This is a genomic window from Litoreibacter janthinus, assembly GCF_900111945.1.
In the GTDB taxonomy this organism is placed as follows: domain Bacteria; phylum Pseudomonadota; class Alphaproteobacteria; order Rhodobacterales; family Rhodobacteraceae; genus Litoreibacter; species Litoreibacter janthinus.
Window position 1 is genome coordinate 432,203 of record NZ_FOYO01000001.1, and the last position, 18,389, is coordinate 450,591.

The window sequence follows — 18,389 nt, forward strand, 5'->3', positions numbered from 1 at the left end:
TTTCTTTGCCCTGAGGATATGCGAACCCCTCTAAGTTTGCTCATTATTTAGGCATATTGCCATTAGTTGCGGCAGATAATGGGCCAAACTCTGCCAACCTGCCCTTAGCTGTGATCCAACAGCAGGATTGGAAACCATATGCTGGAGGCGGCGATCCTACACACCGCCAACCCCGAACCGCACGAAAGTGTCCCACGTCAACCGCGCGCCGTTGGTGCGGGGCAGGTTTCTGTGCGCGCGAGCGAGACGGGCCAAACGCGGCTTGCCAACCTGCGCCAATCGGGCTCCCTCAAATTGGTGTTCCCGCAAACCCACCGGCCGGATGCCGAGGCGATCATTGTCAACACTGCGGGCGGCATCACAGGTGGCGACCGGTTCGAAGTTTCTGCCGATGTCGGGGCTGGCGCAACGCTCACCCTGACCACTCAGGCAGCGGAGCGCGCCTACAAAGCCCAGACCGGCGAGGTCGGGCGCGTAAAAACTCGACTAACCGTTGCCGAAGACGCCCAACTGAACTGGCTTCCACAAGAGATGATTCTGTTCGACAACAGTGCGCTGTGTCGTCGTCTGGATATCGCCCTCGCGAGCAGGGCCCGACTGCTGATGGTGGAGCCATTAGTGTTCGGTCGCGCAGCGATGAAAGAGACTCTAACTCAAGTGAATTTCGACGATCGCATCCAAATAAATCGCGGCGGTCGCGCGATTTATTTGGACGGAATGCGCCTCTTAGGAGACGCGGCTGCCCATCTCGCCCGCCCCGCTATTGCCAACGGCGCGGGAGCGATGGCGACCCTTGTCATGGTATCGCCCGACGCCGCACCGAAACTTGATGCGATCCGTGCCCTGCTTCCGAAGACAGCCGGCGCCAGCATGATTGCAGAGGATGTATTGGTACTGCGCCTGCTCGCCAGCGACAGCTTTGAGATGCGTCGCAGTTTGGTCCCTGTGCTGGATCTGTTGACGCACAACACTCTTCCCACGTCATGGAGACTTTGACTTATGCAACTGACCCCCCGTGAAAAGGACAAATTGCTGGTGGCCATGGCCGCCGAAGTTGCGCGTAAACGCCTCGCACGCGGTGTGAAACTGAACCACCCCGAAGCGATTGCACTGATCACCGACGCAGTTGTCGAAGGTGCACGGGACGGGCGGTCTGTTGCAGACATGATGGAAGCGGGCGGTCAGGTGATTACCCGCGAGCAATGCATGGACGGTATCGCCGAGATGATCCACGAAGTGCAGGTTGAAGCCACGTTTCCGGACGGCACCAAGCTGGTCACCGTCCACAACCCTATCCGCTAAGGAAGTTCAGATGATCCCCGGAGAATTGTTCCCTGCCGACGGCACTTTAACCCTAAACGCGGGCAAAGAGGCTATAACCCTGATGGTTGCGAACACCGGCGACCGGCCCGTTCAGGTCGGAAGCCACTACCACTTTGCGGAAAGCAACCCGTCACTTGAATTCGACCGCGACGCGGCACACGGCACACGGCTGGACATCGCGGCAGGCACCGCCGTGCGGTTCGAACCGGGGCAGCGGCGCGAGGTGGATCTCATCCCGATCGGCGGCGAGCGCCGCATCTTTGGCTTCAACAGTCAAGTTATGGGGGATTTGTGATGGGAAAAAACGCAACGCCGCTCGATCACTGGCAAAACGCCCTCCAGCTCGGAATGATGACCATGGAAGCGAATGCGGTCATCGGCATGCGCATTTGGGGTATGGCCGGATTCTGGGCCGTCACCGACAGCGAAAACCAACGCATGATTAGCGAGAAAGCCGAGGCCGCGAAGCAAGGCATGATGGCTGCAGGTTTGGCCACCATGAAAGGGCAGCGGCCAGATCAAGTTCTTGCCGCCGCAATCAAACCAGTTCGACGCAAGACACGCGCCAATTCGAAACGCCTCGCGAAACGCGGCCCGAAGCTGCGCTAGAAGAGAAGGACACCTATGCCCCGCGAAATCTCCCGCGCCCAATATGCGGCGATGTATGGCCCGACCACCGGCGACAAGCTGCGGTTGGCGGATACCGACTTGATAATCGAAGTCGAACGCGACCTGACCACCTATGGTGAAGAGGTCAAATTCGGCGGTGGCAAGGTGATCCGCGACGGTATGGGCCAGTCTCAGGTGACCCGCGCCGGCGGCGCCGTGGATACGGTCATCACCAATGCACTCATCGTGGACCATTCGGGCATCTACAAGGCCGACGTAGCGCTGAAGGACGGCTTGATCCACGCCATCGGCAAGGCAGGTAACCCTGATACCCAGTCCGGCGTCGACATCATCGTGGGTCCCGGAACAGAAGTGATAGCTGGCGAAGGCCGCATTCTGACGGCAGGCGGTATGGACAGCCACATCCACTTTATTTGCCCGCAGCAGATGGAAGACTCGCTGCATTCTGGCGTGACAACCTGCTTTGGCGGCGGCACCGGACCCGCCCACGGCACATTGGCCACCACTTGCACACCCGGGCCGTGGCATATCGGACGTATGCTGCAAGCCTTTGACGGCATTCCGATGAATATCGGTTTGTCAGGCAAGGGCAACGCAAGCAAACCTGATGCGCTGATCGAAATGGTCGAAGGCGGCGCCTGCTCGTTGAAGTTGCACGAGGATTGGGGCACCACCCCCGCCGCCATTGACTGCTGCCTGTCGGTGGCGGACGACATGGATGTGCAGGTGATGATCCACACCGATACCCTGAACGAGAGCGGTTTTGTGGAGCATACAGTCGCCGCAATGAAAGGGCGCACCATCCATGCATTCCACACGGAAGGCGCGGGGGGCGGGCATGCGCCCGACATCATAAAGGTCTGCGGCGAAGAATATGTGCTGCCATCCTCCACCAACCCGACACGGCCGTTCACCGTGAACACGCTGGAGGAGCATCTGGACATGTTGATGGTGTGCCACCACCTCGACAAATCCATTCCAGAGGACATCGCATTTGCCGAAAGCCGCATCCGGCGCGAAACCATCGCGGCAGAGGATATTTTGCACGATATGGGAGCATTCTCGATCATCGCCTCGGACAGTCAAGCCATGGGCCGCGTGGGTGAGGTGCTGGTCCGCACTTGGCAAACCGCCGACAAGATGAAGAAACAGCGCGGGCGATTGACCGAGGAGACAGGCGACAACGACAACTTCCGTGTGCGCCGCTACATCGCCAAATACACGATCAACCCTGCGATTGCCCAAGGTGTCGGTCACGTCCTTGGCAGCATTGCGGTGGGCAAACGAGCCGATCTGGCATTGTGGAGCCCTGCCTTCTTCGGGGTAAAACCTGAAATGGTTTTGATGGCCGGAACAATCGTGGTTGCGCAGATGGGTGACCCAAACGCTTCGATCCCGACGCCGCAACCGGTCTATACGCGGCCAATGTTCGGCGCTTACGGTCGGTCGCTGGAGCAGTCCTCGGTCACCTTTGTATCTGGTGCGGCCCATGCGGCAGACATCGCAGGACAGCTTGGGCTGGCCAAGCAAACAATCGCGGTGAAAAACACCCGCAATATTGGCAAGTCCGACATGGTGCTGAACGACGCGCTGCCGCAGATAGAGGTGCACCCAGAAACCTACGAGGTTCGGGCAGACGGCGTCTTGCTTACGTGTCAGCCCGCCGAAAGCCTACCGATGGCGCAGCGCTATTTCATGTTTTGAGGGTACCATGTCCGAACTCGCACTTGCTCAGACGCTACACCGCAAGGGGCACTGGTCCGGCACGGCGGAGCAATGCACGCTTGATTACGCCAGCCGGTTCTTGCGCCGCAAACGCCTGACAACGGACGCAGGAGTCCCGTTCCTTGTCGACCTGCCGCACACCACATCATTAGATGACGGAGATGCGTTGGAACTGGAGAACGACCACTTGGTCGAAATCGTAGCTGCGACTGAAAGCTTACTGTCAGTTTCAGGCTCTAACCTTGCGCAATTGGCTTGGCATATAGGCAATCGCCATACGCCCTGTCAGGTCGAAACTGACCGCATTTTGATCCAGAACGATCCCGTAATTCGCCACATGCTGGAGCATCTTGACGCGCAGATCGAAGACGTCACCGCCGCATTCACGCCTGAAGGTGGGGCTTACGGCCACGGACGCACGCATTCACACGAACACGGCGCTACGGCACATGACCACTAGCGCCAAAATTCTGACCCTAACACAGTGGTTTTCGCCAAGTTACCCGATAGGCGCATTCGCCTATTCGCACGGGTTGGAAACCGCGATTCACAGCGGTGAAGTCGCTTGCGCGTCCAGTTTGAAAGCGTGGCTCTCAGATGTGCTGGAACACGGGAGCGGGCGCACAGACTGCATCCTGCTGCGGGCGTCATATTCCTGTGAGACCAATGACGAACTGCAAATCGTGGACGACACAGCCCGTGCCTTCGCCGCTTCAAAAGAACGCGTTCAGGAGGCATTTCTGATGGGCCAGGCATTTGGCAAAACCACCGCCGCGATCTGGGGCGGCGATGTCCCCGACCAAACCAACGCTGTCGCCGTTGGGGCTGCCGCGCGTCGCGAAGGTCTCCCTGTCGACCTGACGGCGGCGATGTACCTTCAGTCTTTCACGAGCAACCTTGTGTCCGCAGCCGTGCGACTGGTTCCGTTGGGTCAAACCGAAGGGCAGTCTGTTCTGGCGGAACTGACCCCACTTTGCGACGCCCTTGCGGCCAGCACTGAATCTGCGACGCTTGACGACCTGCACAGCACCGCCTTTTTGTCGGACATAGCGTCGATGAGGCACGAGACACTGCAACCAAGGATCTTTCGCACATGAGCACGATGAATGGCCCCCTGCGTGTTGGTATCGGTGGCCCTGTTGGCGCAGGCAAGACCACGCTAACGGCAGCGGTTGCCAAAGCACTGCACCCGCAAGTGTCACTTGGGGTGATCACCAACGATATTTATACGCAAGAGGATGCCGAAGCGCTTATGCGGATGCAAATCCTGCCCGGCGACCGGATTATCGGTGTAGAAACAGGCGGCTGCCCACATACAGCAATCCGCGAGGACGCCTCGATCAACCTCGCCGCAATTGCCGAGATGGAACGCCGTCATGCCGACCTGGAATTGGTGCTGATCGAAAGCGGTGGCGACAATCTGTCGGCGACCTTTAGTCCCGAATTGGCGGATTTGACGATCTACGTGATTGATGTGGCCGCAGGTGAAGAGATTCCACGCAAAGGCGGGCCTGCGCTAACCAAGTCTGACCTGTTGGTGATCAACAAAACCGACCTAGCGCCACATGTCGGTGCTTCGCTGGAGGTGATGAGCCGCGATAGCGAGCAGATGCGTGAAGGTCGACCTTATGTCTTCTGCGCGCTTCGCCACGGCGACGGTGTTGAGAAGGTTGTGCGCTATATCATCGAAAGCGGGGGGCTGCGCACCAGCGTGTAAGTTACCAAACACAAACAATTGGAGTGCGCCGCGACCTCAGTTGCGGCGCACTTTTTTTTGTCTTCCCTTGCGGCACAAGAAAGCCCGGTCCGTTTCCGGACCGGGCTATTGTCTTAGTCTGTGGGCCAGAGCTTAGTTGGTGAACTCTGGGTAAGCTTCCATACCCAACTCTGCCATGTCGAGGCCCATGACTTCTTCTTCTTCGGTGACACGGATGCCCATGGTCATCTTGAGGATGAACCAGATCACGCCCGACACTACGAAGGTGAAGATGCCGACCACGATGATCGAGTAGAGCTGCGTGCCGATGCTTGCGTCGCCGTTGGTCAGGACAACGGCGATGGTGCCCCAGACGCCAGCAAAGAGGTGAACCGGGATCGCACCGACCACATCATCGATTTTCAGCTTGTCGAGGAATGGAACTGCGAAGACCACAATCACACCGCCAACAGCACCGATCAGAGTAGCTACACCCAAGGATGGTGTCAGTGGCTCGGCTGTGATGGACACCAGACCAGCCAGCGCACCGTTGAGCACCATAGTCAGGTCGACCTTTTTGTAGAGCAGCTGCGTGAGGATCAGCGCGGCGACCGCACCACCGGCAGCAGCCGTATTGGTGTTGGCGAAGATGCGGCTGATGTCAGTGACGTTGCCCGCAGTGTTCATGTACAGTTGGGAGCCGCCGTTGAAGCCAAACCAGCCGAGCCACAGGATGAACGTACCCAAGGTGGCAAGTGGTAGGTTGGAGCCCATGAATGGAACCGTGCGGCCTTCTTTGTACTTACCGATACGTGGTCCAAGGATCAGCGCGCCAGCCAGAGCAGCCCAGCCGCCAACGGAGTGCACAACGGTCGAGCCTGCGAAGTCAAGGAAACCCATGCCGTCCAAGAAGCCGCCGCCCCATTTCCAAGAGGCTTGGATTGGATAGATGAAGGCTGTCAACACGATCACGAAAAACAGGAACGGCCACAGCTTGATCCGCTCGGCCAAGGTACCGGAGACGATCGATGCAGTCGTTGCGCAGAACATCAACTGGAAGAAGAAGTCAGAGCCGACGGACGCATAGGTCAGATCGGGCTCGGAGCCGTCAAGGCCGACGCCTTCAAGCGAAGTGGTCGAGAAAGCACCAATGATGCCGTCAATGCTCCAACCGTCGCCGGGGTACATCAGATTGTAGCCAACAAGGTAGTAAGCAATCGCGGCCAAAGAGAAGAGCGCGATGTTCTTGGTCAGCTGCATGGCCACGTTTTTGGAACGCACCAAACCGGCTTCCAGCATTGCGAACCCAGCCGCCATCCAGAAGACGAGGAAGCCCGCCACAAGGAACATAAAGGTGTTGAAGATGAAGCCGACCTCGGTCGAGATCGGGAGGACCTCGGCGTCTTGGGCCAGCACCATTGTCGGCAGCGCGGTGAGCGCGGCAACAACGGTTAGAGTTCTTGTGAGTTTCATTTGTCAGTTTCCCCTTGCAGCGCCTTACAGCGCGTCTTCGTTAGTTTCGCCGGTGCGCACGCGAACGGCTTGCGTCACGTCGAGCACAAAAATCTTGCCGTCGCCGATCTTGTCGGTCTTGGCGGTGGTGGCGATTGTTTCGACCACTTGGTCAGCCATTGAAGCCGCAACTGCGATCTCCAGCTTGACCTTCGGTACAAAATTCACGGCGTATTCCGCGCCGCGATAGATTTCGGTGTGGCCGGATTGCGAGCCAAAGCCTTTAATCTCGGTTACCATCATCCCGCGCACGCCGATGGAGGTCAGCGCTTCGCGAACTTCCTCCAGCTTGAACGGCTTGATTGCTGCAATGATCAGTTTCACTGTCTTCCCCTTCGGTTTCACCTCGCTAGCGGAGGCACGTCTGAAGAGAGAACAGTCTCAAGGGGCCTGCGCAGCAACGTTCAAGGTATGAAATGAGCGCATAATGCTGCCTTGCGGCATGATTTTTTGCACAATATTTAGCCAGTGCCTAATAAATGATCAAAATTGAGACGCGCAGTGTTAAGACTTTCCCTCCACATCCGACTCGACCCGCCCTATATTGATTGCAACAACAAGCAGCCTTGAAGCGCAGGTAAATGAGCAATTCCGGACGTAAAAAGCCGCCATTGGTGGCCGAAAAGCGCTTTAACAAGGCGCCATCAGCAAAGGCGAAGCCCAAGGCAAAGCCCAAGCCGCGCGCGACCAAACGCAAGGCCGCCTCCAAAAAGCGCGGCATCATCGGTTGGATTCTTTTTCCATTCGTCTGGACCGTTCGCCTGATCTGGCGCCTCACTTGGCGGATCACCGCCGTTGGGGCTATCCTGCTGGCAGCGGCAGTGGCCTACACCTATGCGCAGCTCCCGCCAGTGGAGCAACTGCTGGACGGCCGAACCCGGGGCTCCGTCACCCTTCTGGATCGGGAGAACGTCGTCTTCGCGTGGCGTGGTGACAATTTCGGCGGCGCCATCCGCGCTGAATCCGTCGCCCCTGCCCTGAAAAACGCCGTGGTCGCCACCGAGGACAAGCGATTCAACTGGCATTTGGGCATCTCTCCGCGCGGTATCGCTTCTGCGATGCGTATCAACATGCGCGAGGGCCGGAAACCGTGGAAGGGCAATGGCGGATCCACCCTGACACAGCAGACCGCCAAGCTCCTGTGTCTTGGTGTAAATTTTGATCCGGCCAAGTGGAAGAACGAGACTGAATACGAGGCCGATTGTCGCCGCACAACGCTCGCACGCAAGGGCAAGGAAGCGCTGTATGCGCTTGCGATGGAAGCCAAGTACTCCAAGAACGACATCCTATCGGTCTACCTGAACCGCGCCTATTTGGGCGGCGGGGCGCGCGGGTTCGAAGCCGCAGCACAGGTTTATTTCGGCAAACACGCCGCCCAAGTCAGCGTTCCCGAAGCGGCCATGCTTGCGGGACTGCTAAAGGCCCCGTCCGTGTATTCCCCCACCAACGATCTGCAACGCGCGCAGGATCGGGCGGCGACAGTCCTAAAACTGATGCGTGAGCAGGGGTACATCACTTCATCCGATGAAGCGGCCGCAAACGCGGCACCTGCAACCCTGTCGAAAGCAGCACAAGCCAGAGCCGGTGGCTACTTCGTTGACTGGGTCATGGACACAGCGCCTGACTTTTTGGCGAATGACACCACTGAAGACGTTATCATCCGGTCCACCTTCGACACGCGTCTGCAACGTGCCGCTGAGGACGCGCTGGATTACATATTTGAGAACAAGGTTCGCGAAGGGTCCAAAGCACAGGCCGCCATCGTAGTGATGTCCGCTGACGGGGCGGTGCGGGCCATGGTCGGCGGGCGCCAGTCCAAGGTTTCCGGTGCCTTCAACCGCGCGGTGCAGGCGAAGCGTCAAACGGGCTCTGCCTTCAAGCCGTTTGTTTACGCGGCCGCTATGGATCTGGGCTTCCAGTATGACTCGGTCGTCGAGGACGCGAAGTATTGCATTAACATTCCGGGTTCGGGCAATTGGTGTCCGGAAAACTACACCCGCGACTTCAAAGGCGAGATGACGCTGACCGACGCGCTGGCGCAGTCCATCAACACTGTCGCGGTGAAAGTGTCCGAAGAAGTTGGGCGCGACCAGGTTCGCGCTGTAGCTGAAGAATTCGGGATAGATAACGAACTCGCCGACGGTCCTGCGCTGGCGCTTGGCGCATCAGAAAGCAGCCTTCTGGAGATGACGGGGGCCTATGCTGGCATTCTGAACGGCGGGCGGGCTGTGTCCCCTTATGGCATCAGGGAACTTCGCCTGAAGGGGGATAGCGATGCGCTGATCGGTCAGGATGGCGGTTTTGGCGAGCGTGTTATTACCGAGGATGCTGCTCGGCAACTCACCTACATGATGTACCGTGTGGTCAATGACGGCACCGGACGCCGCGCCAAACTGGACGACCGCGAGGTCGCGGGCAAAACAGGCACCACCAGCGCTGCCAAGGACGCTTGGTTCATAGGCTTCACTGCGCAATATGTCGTCGGAGTCTGGATGGGCTATGACGACAACACCCCGCTAAAGGGTGTGACCGGCGGAGGATTGCCGGCGGACATCTGGAAAGAGACCATGACGCGGGTGACCGCAGGACTTCCCGCAGAGCCTTTGCCAATGATCCGCCCCGCAACACCGCCGCGCGTGACCCGTCCTGAGCCCGTGCAGCAGCAGCCCCGTGTAGCACAAAGCCCGCGTGGCAATTCTCAAGGTCAGCAGAATCTGGAAAATGTGACCGAGCAGATCATCCGTGACGTGGGCAATCTGCTCGGGAAACTGTTAGGCGGAAATTAGCCCAGCTTTTTGAGGTCGGCGGTCAACGCGCCGATATCACCACGACGCTTGTCCAGCATTGCGCCTATTTCGGCACGCTCGGACGTCAGGGTGTTCACGCCTTCGATCACAATGTTGAAAATCTTCGGGCTACCGGATTTGTCTGAAACCAACCAAGTCACCTTGAACGGCGCAGAGCCGCGCAGCTTGGCGGTGGATTGAACCTCGACGTTGCTTTTTGCGCTGCGCGAGCCTTCGACGATGATCTGACCGCCCACGAACTCGTTGAAACGCCTGCCATATTTGCGTGTGAAATAGCCTTTGAAGGCGTCCACAAACGCAGCGACTTCGGCATTGCTTGCAGTGCGACGTGCGGGCCCAAGCGTCGTGAGCGCGATGATATTCACGTCCGCATACCGTTCGAAAACACGCTGGAAGTCGCGCAGTATCGCGCTTTCGGATTTGCCAGAAGCGATGATCTTGTTGATGTCAGCCACAGCGCTTTCGACCAGATTCTCAGCAGCAGAACCCGACAGGGCAAAGGCAGGAAGTGGCAGCGTCAGTGCGGCAAGGCTTGCGACAAACGCACGGCGAGAAAAAGTATTATTCATTACCATAGACGTCCTCATAGGGGTCAATATAGTCCGGCTGCACCCCGCCTGACAGCTTGAAGCGCCGGTTTTGAAGATAGAGAAGCTGCGCCTGAGCGTAGCTGTCTTCGCTCTCATATAGGACCGAGTCTACCAAATCTGAATAGCGGTAGCGATCACCAAAACGTGCAGCAACACTTGCAGCCGATCCAGCACTGCGCAGCGGACCTTCGACAGCAAAATTGAGAGGGTTCATCAGCAGATCGACCACACGACCCGCGGCATGTCGCTCAGTCGAAGGGCCAACGATGGGCAGTTCCAGATACGCGCCTTCGGGCGCACCCCAGACATAAAGGGTCTCACCGAAATCGGTTCTTCGGTTTTCCAAACCTGCATTCGTCGCCACATCCAACACACCGCCCAAACCGAATGTCGTGTTCACCAGAAAGCGGAAGGTGTTGTGACCTGCGTTCTCAATGCGGAACTGCAAAAGGTTGTTCAAAACCTGCCCGGGCAGGTTCAAATTCGATGCAAAATTGGAAACGCCCGTCCGAACTGGCGAGGGCACAACGCTGCCATAACCATTCGATGCAGGACGAACGATGGCTTTATCCAATGCCCTGTTCGAGGCATGCGTATCGCGGTTCTGAGCTTCGATCGGGTCATTGATCCCCGTTTCGATAGGCGCAGAAGCGCATCCGGCAACCGCAACAGCGACCAGAACAGCGCAGGCGCGCTTAGAAAAAGAGTGTAGCAGGCTATTCATTGTGCCCCCAACCGGTCGTCCAAAGTTCGAGTGTGGCGCTATATGGGACGATGTCTCAAACTTCCAGATGTTCAAGGCATGATCCATCAATCTTTCGGGAATTGAGGGTAGAAAAGCACATTCACCGGTCATTTGCACAAGGCACTGGCGCAGAGCCTGCAAAATGGGGTTAAAACCTTTCACATGAGAAGAGACAAAAACCATCTTGGCCGAGCCGAGCTACTCGCCGCACGTCGAGAAAGCCGCCCCCTTTTTGTGGCCGCCTTCTTGTTCAGTGTGTTTGTAAATCTGCTTATGTTGACGGGCCCGCTTTATATGCTCCAAGTCTATGATCGGGTTCTTGGTTCCCGATCAGAAGAAACTCTGGTCGCCTTGTCGATCTTGGTGGTTTTTCTCTACGCCATGATGGGCATTCTGGACTACGCCCGCGGCCGCATCCTGTCGCGGGTCGGAGCGCGGTTCCAAGACAAGCTGGATCGGCGCGTTTTCGCCGCCATGTTGCGCAAATCGAACCTCGCGCCGGGGTCTGGTGATGGCAACACCGGATTACGCGACCTTGAATCGGTTCAAACGCTACTGTCGTCCCCCGCCCTTCTTGCGCTGTTTGACATGCCGTGGACTCCGCTTTTTGTTGCTGCCATCTTCATTTTCCACCCATGGCTGGGCTATCTGGCAGTTGCAGGCGGCACTTTGCTGGTTGTTCTGACCCTGATAAACCAACGCAGCACCCGCCAACCTCAGATGGAAGCAGGGTTGTCCGGCCTTCAGGCCAACCGCCTATCCGACGAGATTATGGACGAGACCGAGGTGATCGCTGGGCTTGGTATGCGCGAAGCCAGCTTTGACCGGTGGCAAAAACTGCGTTCGATTTCACTGCAAAAGTCCGTCCTGAAAGCTGATCGCGCAGGGGCCATCACCGCGACAACCAAAACGCTGCGCCTGTTTTTGCAATCCGCCATGCTAGGCCTTGGCGCCTATCTGGTGCTGCAAAACGAAATGACGGCTGGTGCGATGATTGCCGGGTCTATCCTGCTGGGCCGCGCTTTGGCTCCGATTGAGATGGCTATCGGCCAATGGGCACTGGTTCAGCGCGCGCAGATGGGCTGGCAGAGCCTGCAGGCGCTGCTGACCGAAGTGGCACAGATGCCCGCGCGAACCCCGTTGCCGCGACCCGAAGCCCGCCTGACCGGCGAGCAGGTCACTGTTATCCCGCCCGGCGAAAAGCAGGCGACACTGCGGATGATCTCGTTCGATCTGCCGGCTGGGCAAGCCATGGGCGTGATCGGCCCGTCGGGCGCGGGAAAGTCGACACTCGCCAAGGCATTGACGGGCATCTGGCCCACTGCCGGCGGCAAAATCCGCCTCGGTGGCGCGGCGCTGGACCAATACGATCCTGATGTCCTTGGCAGTCACATTGGCTACCTGCCACAAAAGGTCACTTTATTTGACGGCACGATTGGTGAAAACATCGCGCGCCTTCAGGCAAATGCAGACCCGAAAGAGATCATCAAAGCAGCGCAGAAGGCCGACGCGCATGATTTGATCCTACGGCAACCGCAGGGCTACGACACTCCGATATCTGCGACCCGCGGGCGGCTGTCAGGGGGAGAGTTACAGCGCATCGGGCTTGCACGAGCCTTGTATGGCGAACCCGTCCTTCTGGTGTTGGACGAGCCGAACTCAAACCTCGACAATGACGGATCGCTTGCTTTGAACACTGCCATCCGTGCGATGAAGGCTGAAGGCGGATCAGTGATCATCATGGCGCACCGCCCATCTGCGATTGCGGAATGCGAGCTATTGATGGTGTTGGATCAGGGGCTGCGACGCGCTTTCGGGCCGCGCGATGAAATCCTGAAAAGCACCGTTGCCAATCACGGCACCATCACCCAGAAACCCGGACCAGGTGGCGTATCATGAGCCGTGACGTAACTTGGTCTGCCCGCCGCCCTGTAATCTTGGGCTGTCTGGCACTTGTGGTGCTTTTGGGCGGCTTCGGGATATGGGCGGTAGAGGCAAATATCTCTGGCGCGATTATTGCTCCGGGCCGCATTGAGGTCGACCAGAACCGGCAGGTGTTGCAGCACCCTGATGGCGGCGTTGTGGCCGAAGTCGGCGTCCGCGAAGGCGACCGCGTCAAGAAAGGCGATCTTCTCATCCGGTTGGACGCCACGAGGCTCAAATCGGAATTGCTGATCGTCGAAGGTCAACTCTTCGAAATCATTGCCCGAAATGGCCGATTGAAAGCCGAGCGGGACGACACACCCGAGATCACGTTCGATCGGCTTTTGTTGGACGCGGCCACAGTACGCCCGCAACTGCAGGAGCTCATCGACGGCCAGCAGCGCCTGTTCGAAACACGGATCGCGTCTGCCAGCCAATCGATTGAACAGCTCGAAAAACGCAAGGCACAGATCGCAAATCAAGTAGACGGCGTGCGTGCGCAGCAAGAAGCGCTGGAAACTCAACTCGGGCTGCTGCAAGAGGAGTTGGTTGCTCAGCAAGGGCTGCTCGACAAAGGGCTGGCCCAGTCCAGCCGTGTGCTGGCCCTGCGCCGAGAGGACGCACGGCTCCGCGGCACTGTGGGTGAGCTAACAGCCTCTGCCGCAGAAAGCGAAGGTCGGATCACAGAGATCGATCTTGAGATCCTGCGCCTTGCAACCCAACGCAAGGAAGAAGCCATCACCCAACTTCGTGACCTGCAATACCGCGAGTTCGAATTGCGCGAGCAACGTTTGTCGCTCCAAGAGCGGCTGTCTCGTCTTGATATCACTGCCCCCGTTTCAGGCCTGATATTCGGACTATCAGTCTTTGCCGAACGCGCAGTGATCCAACCTGCTGAAGCGTTGATGTTCATTGTGCCACAAGATCGTCCGATGGTGATTACCGGTGAGGTAGAGCCTATTCATGTAGACGAGGTCCATTTGGGCCAGGATGTGACGCTGCGTTTCGCCACATTCGACGCCCGCACAACGCCAGAGGTGTTCGGCACGGTTTCTTCGATCTCGGGCGATGCCTTCAGGGACGAGGCGACAGGCCGGAGCTTTTACCGCATCGAGATGACCCTGAAGGAAGGCGAGATTGATCGCTTGGGCGACGTGGACCTCGTCCCCGGCATGCCGGTGGACGGGTTCATACGCACCGCCGACAGATCACCGATGACATATCTGCTGAAACCTTTTACCGATTACTTTAATCGCGCCTTCCGCGAGACCTGAACGGAGATCATCATGTCGCATCACGAAACCCGCCTCGCTCAAATGGGCATCACCCTGCCTGACGCTCCGGCGCCTGCCGCCAATTATGTGCCAAGCGTTATCGTTGGCGACACGGTCTATATCTCTGGTCAGATCAGCCAGAACGACGACGGCTTCATCACCGGCAAGATCGGCAAAGACCTGACTGTGACACAAGGCGCCGCCGCCGCGCGCACCTGCGCAATCTCGCTTTTGGCTCAACTCAAAGCGGCCTGTGGTGGAGACCTGAGCCGCCTTGTACGCGTTGTGAAACTGACCGGCTTCGTCAATTCCACCCCGGATTTCACCGAGCAGCCAAAAGTCATCAACGGCGCTTCGGACTTTTTGGTCGAAGCATTGGGTGACGCAGGAAAACATGCTCGGTCCGCGGTCAGTGCAGGGGCGTTGCCCTTCAATGTCGCGGTTGAGATCGAAGGTATTTTCCAGATCAAACCATGACCCTGCCAGCGGCATTCCTGGAGCGCCCAATCACGCATCGAGGCCTGCATGATCGCGCCAAAGGGGTGATTGAGAACTCCCCTTCCGCGTTCAAGGCTGCGATCGATGCGGGCTACGGGATCGAGCTTGATGTGCAGTTGTCTTTCGATGCGCAGGCCATGGTGTTCCACGACTACGACATGGCACGCCTGACAGGTGAAGGCGGTCCGATCCAGACCCGCACGGCGGAAACAGTGCGCGGTATGACGTTGTCGGATAGCGACGACACCATTTTCGACCTCCAGTCCGTGCTGGACTTGGTAGACGGTCGCGTGCCACTTCTGATCGAGATCAAAGATCAAGACGGCGCGATGGGCGCGAATGTTGGCCCGCTTGAACGCGCGGTGGCTGACGCCTTGAGCAGCTACGACGGTGAGGCGGCTGTGATGTCGTTCAACCCACACTCCACTGCGATGATGGCGAACCTTGCCCCCAACCGCCCACGCGGGTTGGTAACGAGTGCTTACGATCCGTCAGATTGGGCACCGCTTTCCGCCAAGATGTGCGACCACCTGCGCGGAATCCCAGATTTTGACAGCTCTGGGTCGAGTTTTATTTCCCATGAGGCTAAAGATCTTGGCCGTCCTCGGGTGACGGAGTTGAAGGCGCAAGGTGCTACAATCCTGTGCTGGACGATCAAAAGCCAGGCTCAGGCCGATGCAGCGCTGAAGGTCGCGCAGAACATTACGTTCGAGGGGTTCATCCCCGCTTGACCCTGCCTCATGAAGGCCCATCTTTGAGCCATGCATGATGGGAGCGATGATAGGGCGGAGACTCAGGTAGAGATCAGCGTGATCTCTAGCCTGTCGCAGATTGACGCCGCCGAATGGGATGCCTGCGCCTGCCCAGAGGCAGAAGAAGGTCGGCCCATCGATCCGTTTACGACACACCGCTTTTTGCTGGCTCTGGAACGCTCGGGTTCTGTGGGAACAGGCACCGGCTGGCAACCGCAATATTTGCTGGCTCGCCAGGATGGCATCCTCATTGGAACGGCCCCGCTTTACGCGAAGAACCATTCTCAGGGGGAATATATCTTTGATCATAACTGGGCCCACGCATTCGAACGGGCGGGCGGCCAGTATTACCCCAAGCTTCAAATAGCGGTGCCACATACCCCCGCGACGGGGCGCAGGCTGTTGGTGAAACCGGGCTTTGAAACAGTCGGACAATCCGCGCTGGTGCAAGGCGCAGTGCAACTTGCAGCGCAGAACCACGTATCGTCTCTGCACATCACATTTTGCACCGAACAAGAGGCAGACGCTGGCGCTCAAATGGGGTTGATGCCAAGGCTCAGCCAGCAATTTCACTGGACCTCGGACGGTTATGCCAGCTTCGATGACTTCCTTGCCTCTCTCTCTGCGCGCAAACGCAAGAACATTCGTCGGGAACGGGCACAAGCTGCTGACTTTGGCGGCACAATCCTTGCCCTGACAGGTGACCAGATAACGCCAGAGCATTGGGACGCGTTCTGGCTGTTCTACCAAGACACTGGCGCACGCAAATGGGGCACACCCTACCTGACGCGCGCGTTTTTCGACGAAGCGCAGGAAACCCTGAGAAACGACATGTTGCTGCTGCTGGCGGAACGCGATGGGCAATATATTGCAGGAGCGCTTAACTTCATCGGGCGCGACACTCTTTTTGGCCGCTATTGGGGTTGCCTTGAGGATCACCCCTGCTTGCATTTCGAACTATGCTACTATCAGGCCATCGACTGGGCGATCACGCACGGGCTGAGCCGTGTGGAAGCGGGCGCGCAGGGCTCTCACAAGCTGGCAAGGGGGTATTTGCCAGTCGCGACGCATTCCCTGCACTGGATTGCCGATGAAGGCTTCAGCAGCGCCGTCGAGCAGTTTCTACACGCCGAACGTGCAGCGATTGACGAGGATATAGAGATCATGACCGAGTACGGCCCTTTCAAGCAATCCAGCACAGAGGTAGACCCATGACCGAAGCCCTAACCGACGCAGCGCGCGCAGGGGAGCTGCAAACCCTACTGGGAAACGGCTGGACGAAGGCCACGGACCGCGATGCAATTGAGAAAACATATAAATTCCGGAACTTTATCGAGGCATTCGGGTTTATGTCCCGTGCCGCCCTTCATGCGGAAAAGCTGAATCACCACCCCGAGTGGTCAAACGTCTACAATAAAGTGGTCGTCACCTTAATCACCCATGACGTCGACGGGCTTTCCAAACTGGATGTGAAACTGGCACAGATAATGGACCGACTGCGAGAGAGTTAAGTGGAAGAGTTACTGAATACCGAAATCTGGAATGGCAAAAGCATTGCCGATTACCTAACCCTCGACATGATGGTGTCGGTTATTGGCAGCATAGCGAGTGCAATCGCCATTCTGGTGATCGCTTTGCTGGTCTCAGGCTGGATCAGCCGCCGCATCCGTTCGATTGGCGAGAACCACGCCAAGCTAGATGACACTCTGTTCAACTTCCTGTCGAACATCGCCCGCTACGTGGTCATGGCGTTCGCGGTGCTGTTTGTGCTCAACACCTTCGGCATCCAGACCACCTCCATGGTTGCGGCGATCGGTGCGGCGGGCTTGGCCATTGGATTGGCCTTGCAAGGCACGCTTTCCAACGTCGCCGCTGGCGTGATGCTGATTTTGTTCCGCCCAATCAAGGTCGGCGATTTTGTGGAGATCAACGACAAAAGTGGCACGGTGAAAGACATCACCCTGAACTTCGTCGAGATGGCATCATTGTCGAACACGCAAGTGATTGTTCCGAACTCCGAGGTTTGGGGAAACACCATCACCAACTATTCCGTCTACCCAACCCGTCGCGCGGAGTGGACGTTTGGCGTCGGCTACGGAGTGAACCTTGCGAAAGCTGAAGAAGTTATTCGCAACACGATTTTGGCGGATGAGCGGGCTCACAGCGAACCTGAACCGTTTATTCAGGTCACCAATCTCGGCGGCAGCTCCGTCGATTTTCTGGTTCGGGTATGGTGCGATCGAACCGAGTATTTCGCCTTCAGGGCAGACATGACCCGCAAGGTGAAAGAGGCGTTGGACGAGGCGGATATCAACATCCCATTCCCCACACGCACGATCATCACCGAGCGCGCATAAAGAAACGGCCCTGCCAATTTGGCAGGGCCTTCGCTATTTAAAGACTGTCGAGCAGTGCTTCGCCGCCTGAAACTTCACAAACACCTGGGCTTTCCTCGGCCTGGAGTACTTTCACAACGCCGTCCTCAGCATACATCGCGTAGCGCTTGGAGCGCGCGATCAAACCGGCAGGTGGCGCGTCGAAGTCCATGCCAATCGCTTTGGTGAACTCGGACCCGGCGTCTGACAGCATCGTCAACCCAGCCTCTGTGGCACCTGTCGCCTCTCCCCATGCTTTCATCACAAACGGGTCGTTGACCGAAACGCACACGATTTCGTCCACGCCTTTTGTGTCAAAATCGCCCTTGGTGCGAATGAAGCTTGGGACGTGGGCCGAGTGGCAGGTTGGGGTGTAAGCGCCCGGAACTGCAAAGATCACAACTTTCCGACCTTTGGTCAGGCTGGACAGGGAAACCGCTTCCGGCCCCTCAGCGCCCAGACGGATTAGATTTACGTCGGGCAGTGTGTCGCCAGTAGATATAGCCATGTTGTTTTCCCTGATTGAGTTCTGGTTCCTC

General features: G+C 57.8%; 21 protein-coding genes. 16 read left to right on the forward strand and 5 right to left on the reverse strand.

Annotated elements, in window-relative coordinates:
• Nucleotides 1-138: 138 nt before the first annotated feature.
• Genes BM352_RS02205 through ureG form a run of 8 tightly spaced genes read left to right on the forward strand, consistent with a single transcriptional unit; the run spans nt 139 to nt 5,395 of the window.
• Nucleotides 139-996 (forward strand): urease accessory protein UreD, encoded by an 858-nt coding sequence (locus BM352_RS02205; RefSeq protein WP_090211944.1) that lies wholly within the window; start codon nt 139-141, stop codon nt 994-996.
• Nucleotides 997-999: 3 nt separating this feature from the next.
• Complete coding sequence (locus tag BM352_RS02210) at nt 1,000-1,302, forward strand: urease subunit gamma (protein ID WP_090211947.1); 303 nt, start codon at nt 1,000-1,002, stop codon at nt 1,300-1,302.
• 10 nt (nt 1,303-1,312) lie between these two features.
• Nucleotides 1,313-1,618: an urease subunit beta gene (locus BM352_RS02215; protein WP_090211949.1), complete on the forward strand. Its 306-nt coding sequence runs from the start codon at nt 1,313-1,315 to the stop codon at nt 1,616-1,618.
• Nucleotides 1,618-1,932: a hypothetical protein gene (locus tag BM352_RS02220; protein ID WP_090211952.1), complete on the forward strand. Its 315-nt coding sequence runs from the start codon at nt 1,618-1,620 to the stop codon at nt 1,930-1,932. The genes BM352_RS02215 and BM352_RS02220 overlap by 1 nt, the downstream gene beginning before the upstream one ends.
• Before the next feature lie 15 nt (nt 1,933-1,947).
• Nucleotides 1,948-3,657: an urease subunit alpha gene (gene ureC / locus BM352_RS02225; protein ID WP_090211955.1), complete on the forward strand. Its 1,710-nt coding sequence runs from the start codon at nt 1,948-1,950 to the stop codon at nt 3,655-3,657.
• 7 nt (nt 3,658-3,664) lie between these two features.
• The gene (locus tag BM352_RS02230) at nt 3,665-4,138 is read left to right on the forward strand and encodes an urease accessory protein UreE (RefSeq protein ID WP_090211957.1); all 474 of its coding nucleotides are present in this window, start codon (nt 3,665-3,667) and stop codon (nt 4,136-4,138) included.
• The gene (locus BM352_RS02235) at nt 4,128-4,775 is read left to right on the forward strand and encodes an urease accessory protein UreF (protein WP_090211960.1); all 648 of its coding nucleotides are present in this window, start codon (nt 4,128-4,130) and stop codon (nt 4,773-4,775) included. Before BM352_RS02230 ends, BM352_RS02235 begins: the two co-directional genes overlap by 11 nt.
• Nucleotides 4,772-5,395, forward strand: a complete 624-nt coding sequence (ureG, locus tag BM352_RS02240; RefSeq protein ID WP_090211962.1) for an urease accessory protein UreG — start codon at nt 4,772-4,774, stop codon at nt 5,393-5,395. The genes BM352_RS02235 and ureG overlap by 4 nt, the downstream gene beginning before the upstream one ends.
• Nucleotides 5,396-5,527: 132 nt before the next feature.
• Here the strand turns inward: ureG and BM352_RS02245 are convergent, their stop codons facing one another.
• Complete coding sequence (locus BM352_RS02245) at nt 5,528-6,847, reverse strand: ammonium transporter (RefSeq protein WP_090211964.1); 1,320 nt, start codon at nt 6,845-6,847, stop codon at nt 5,528-5,530.
• 24 nt (nt 6,848-6,871) lie between these two features.
• Entirely contained in the window at nt 6,872-7,210 is a 339-nt protein-coding gene (locus BM352_RS02250; RefSeq protein ID WP_090211967.1) for a P-II family nitrogen regulator, read from the reverse strand.
• Nucleotides 7,211-7,467: 257 nt separating this feature from the next.
• On the opposite strand from BM352_RS02250, the gene BM352_RS02255 reads away from it, so the two are divergent.
• Nucleotides 7,468-9,672, forward strand: a complete 2,205-nt coding sequence (locus tag BM352_RS02255) for a transglycosylase domain-containing protein (protein WP_090211973.1) — start codon at nt 7,468-7,470, stop codon at nt 9,670-9,672.
• Here the strand turns inward: BM352_RS02255 and BM352_RS02260 are convergent.
• On the reverse strand, nt 9,669-10,262 hold the full coding sequence (locus tag BM352_RS02260; protein WP_090211976.1) for an MlaC/ttg2D family ABC transporter substrate-binding protein: 594 nt from the start codon (nt 10,260-10,262) through the stop codon (nt 9,669-9,671). The two genes, BM352_RS02255 and BM352_RS02260, sit on opposite strands and share 4 nt — an antisense overlap.
• Nucleotides 10,255-11,007: an MlaA family lipoprotein gene (locus BM352_RS02265; protein WP_090211979.1), complete on the reverse strand. Its 753-nt coding sequence runs from the start codon at nt 11,005-11,007 to the stop codon at nt 10,255-10,257. Before BM352_RS02265 ends, BM352_RS02260 begins: the two co-directional genes overlap by 8 nt.
• Nucleotides 11,008-11,190: 183 nt before the next feature.
• Between BM352_RS02265 and BM352_RS02270 the strand changes: the two genes are divergently transcribed.
• The 7 genes from BM352_RS02270 to BM352_RS02300 are packed head-to-tail and all read left to right on the forward strand — an operon-like array spanning nt 11,191 to nt 17,832.
• Nucleotides 11,191-12,927 (forward strand): type I secretion system permease/ATPase, encoded by a 1,737-nt coding sequence (locus BM352_RS02270; RefSeq protein ID WP_090211981.1) that lies wholly within the window; start codon nt 11,191-11,193, stop codon nt 12,925-12,927.
• Complete coding sequence (locus BM352_RS02275; RefSeq protein WP_090211984.1) at nt 12,924-14,225, forward strand: HlyD family type I secretion periplasmic adaptor subunit; 1,302 nt, start codon at nt 12,924-12,926, stop codon at nt 14,223-14,225. The genes BM352_RS02270 and BM352_RS02275 overlap by 4 nt, the downstream gene beginning before the upstream one ends.
• Before the next feature lie 12 nt (nt 14,226-14,237).
• Nucleotides 14,238-14,702, forward strand: a complete 465-nt coding sequence (locus BM352_RS02280; protein ID WP_090211986.1) for a RidA family protein — start codon at nt 14,238-14,240, stop codon at nt 14,700-14,702.
• On the forward strand, nt 14,699-15,454 hold the full coding sequence (locus BM352_RS02285) for a glycerophosphodiester phosphodiesterase family protein (protein WP_090211989.1): 756 nt from the start codon (nt 14,699-14,701) through the stop codon (nt 15,452-15,454). Before BM352_RS02280 ends, BM352_RS02285 begins: the two co-directional genes overlap by 4 nt.
• Before the next feature lie 30 nt (nt 15,455-15,484).
• Complete coding sequence (locus BM352_RS02290; RefSeq protein WP_090211992.1) at nt 15,485-16,690, forward strand: GNAT family N-acetyltransferase; 1,206 nt, start codon at nt 15,485-15,487, stop codon at nt 16,688-16,690.
• Nucleotides 16,687-16,986: a 4a-hydroxytetrahydrobiopterin dehydratase gene (locus BM352_RS02295; protein WP_090211994.1), complete on the forward strand. Its 300-nt coding sequence runs from the start codon at nt 16,687-16,689 to the stop codon at nt 16,984-16,986. The genes BM352_RS02290 and BM352_RS02295 overlap by 4 nt, the downstream gene beginning before the upstream one ends.
• Nucleotides 16,987-17,832 carry a mechanosensitive ion channel family protein gene (locus tag BM352_RS02300; protein ID WP_245780891.1) on the forward strand — a complete coding sequence of 282 codons (846 nt, stop codon included), beginning with the start codon at nt 16,987-16,989 and terminating at the stop codon, nt 17,830-17,832. It abuts the gene before it with no gap.
• 37 nt (nt 17,833-17,869) lie between these two features.
• On the opposite strand, the gene BM352_RS02305 is transcribed toward BM352_RS02300, so the two are convergent.
• The gene (locus BM352_RS02305; protein ID WP_090211996.1) at nt 17,870-18,358 is read right to left on the reverse strand and encodes a peroxiredoxin; all 489 of its coding nucleotides are present in this window, start codon (nt 18,356-18,358) and stop codon (nt 17,870-17,872) included.
• Nucleotides 18,359-18,389: the final 31 nt, after the last annotated feature.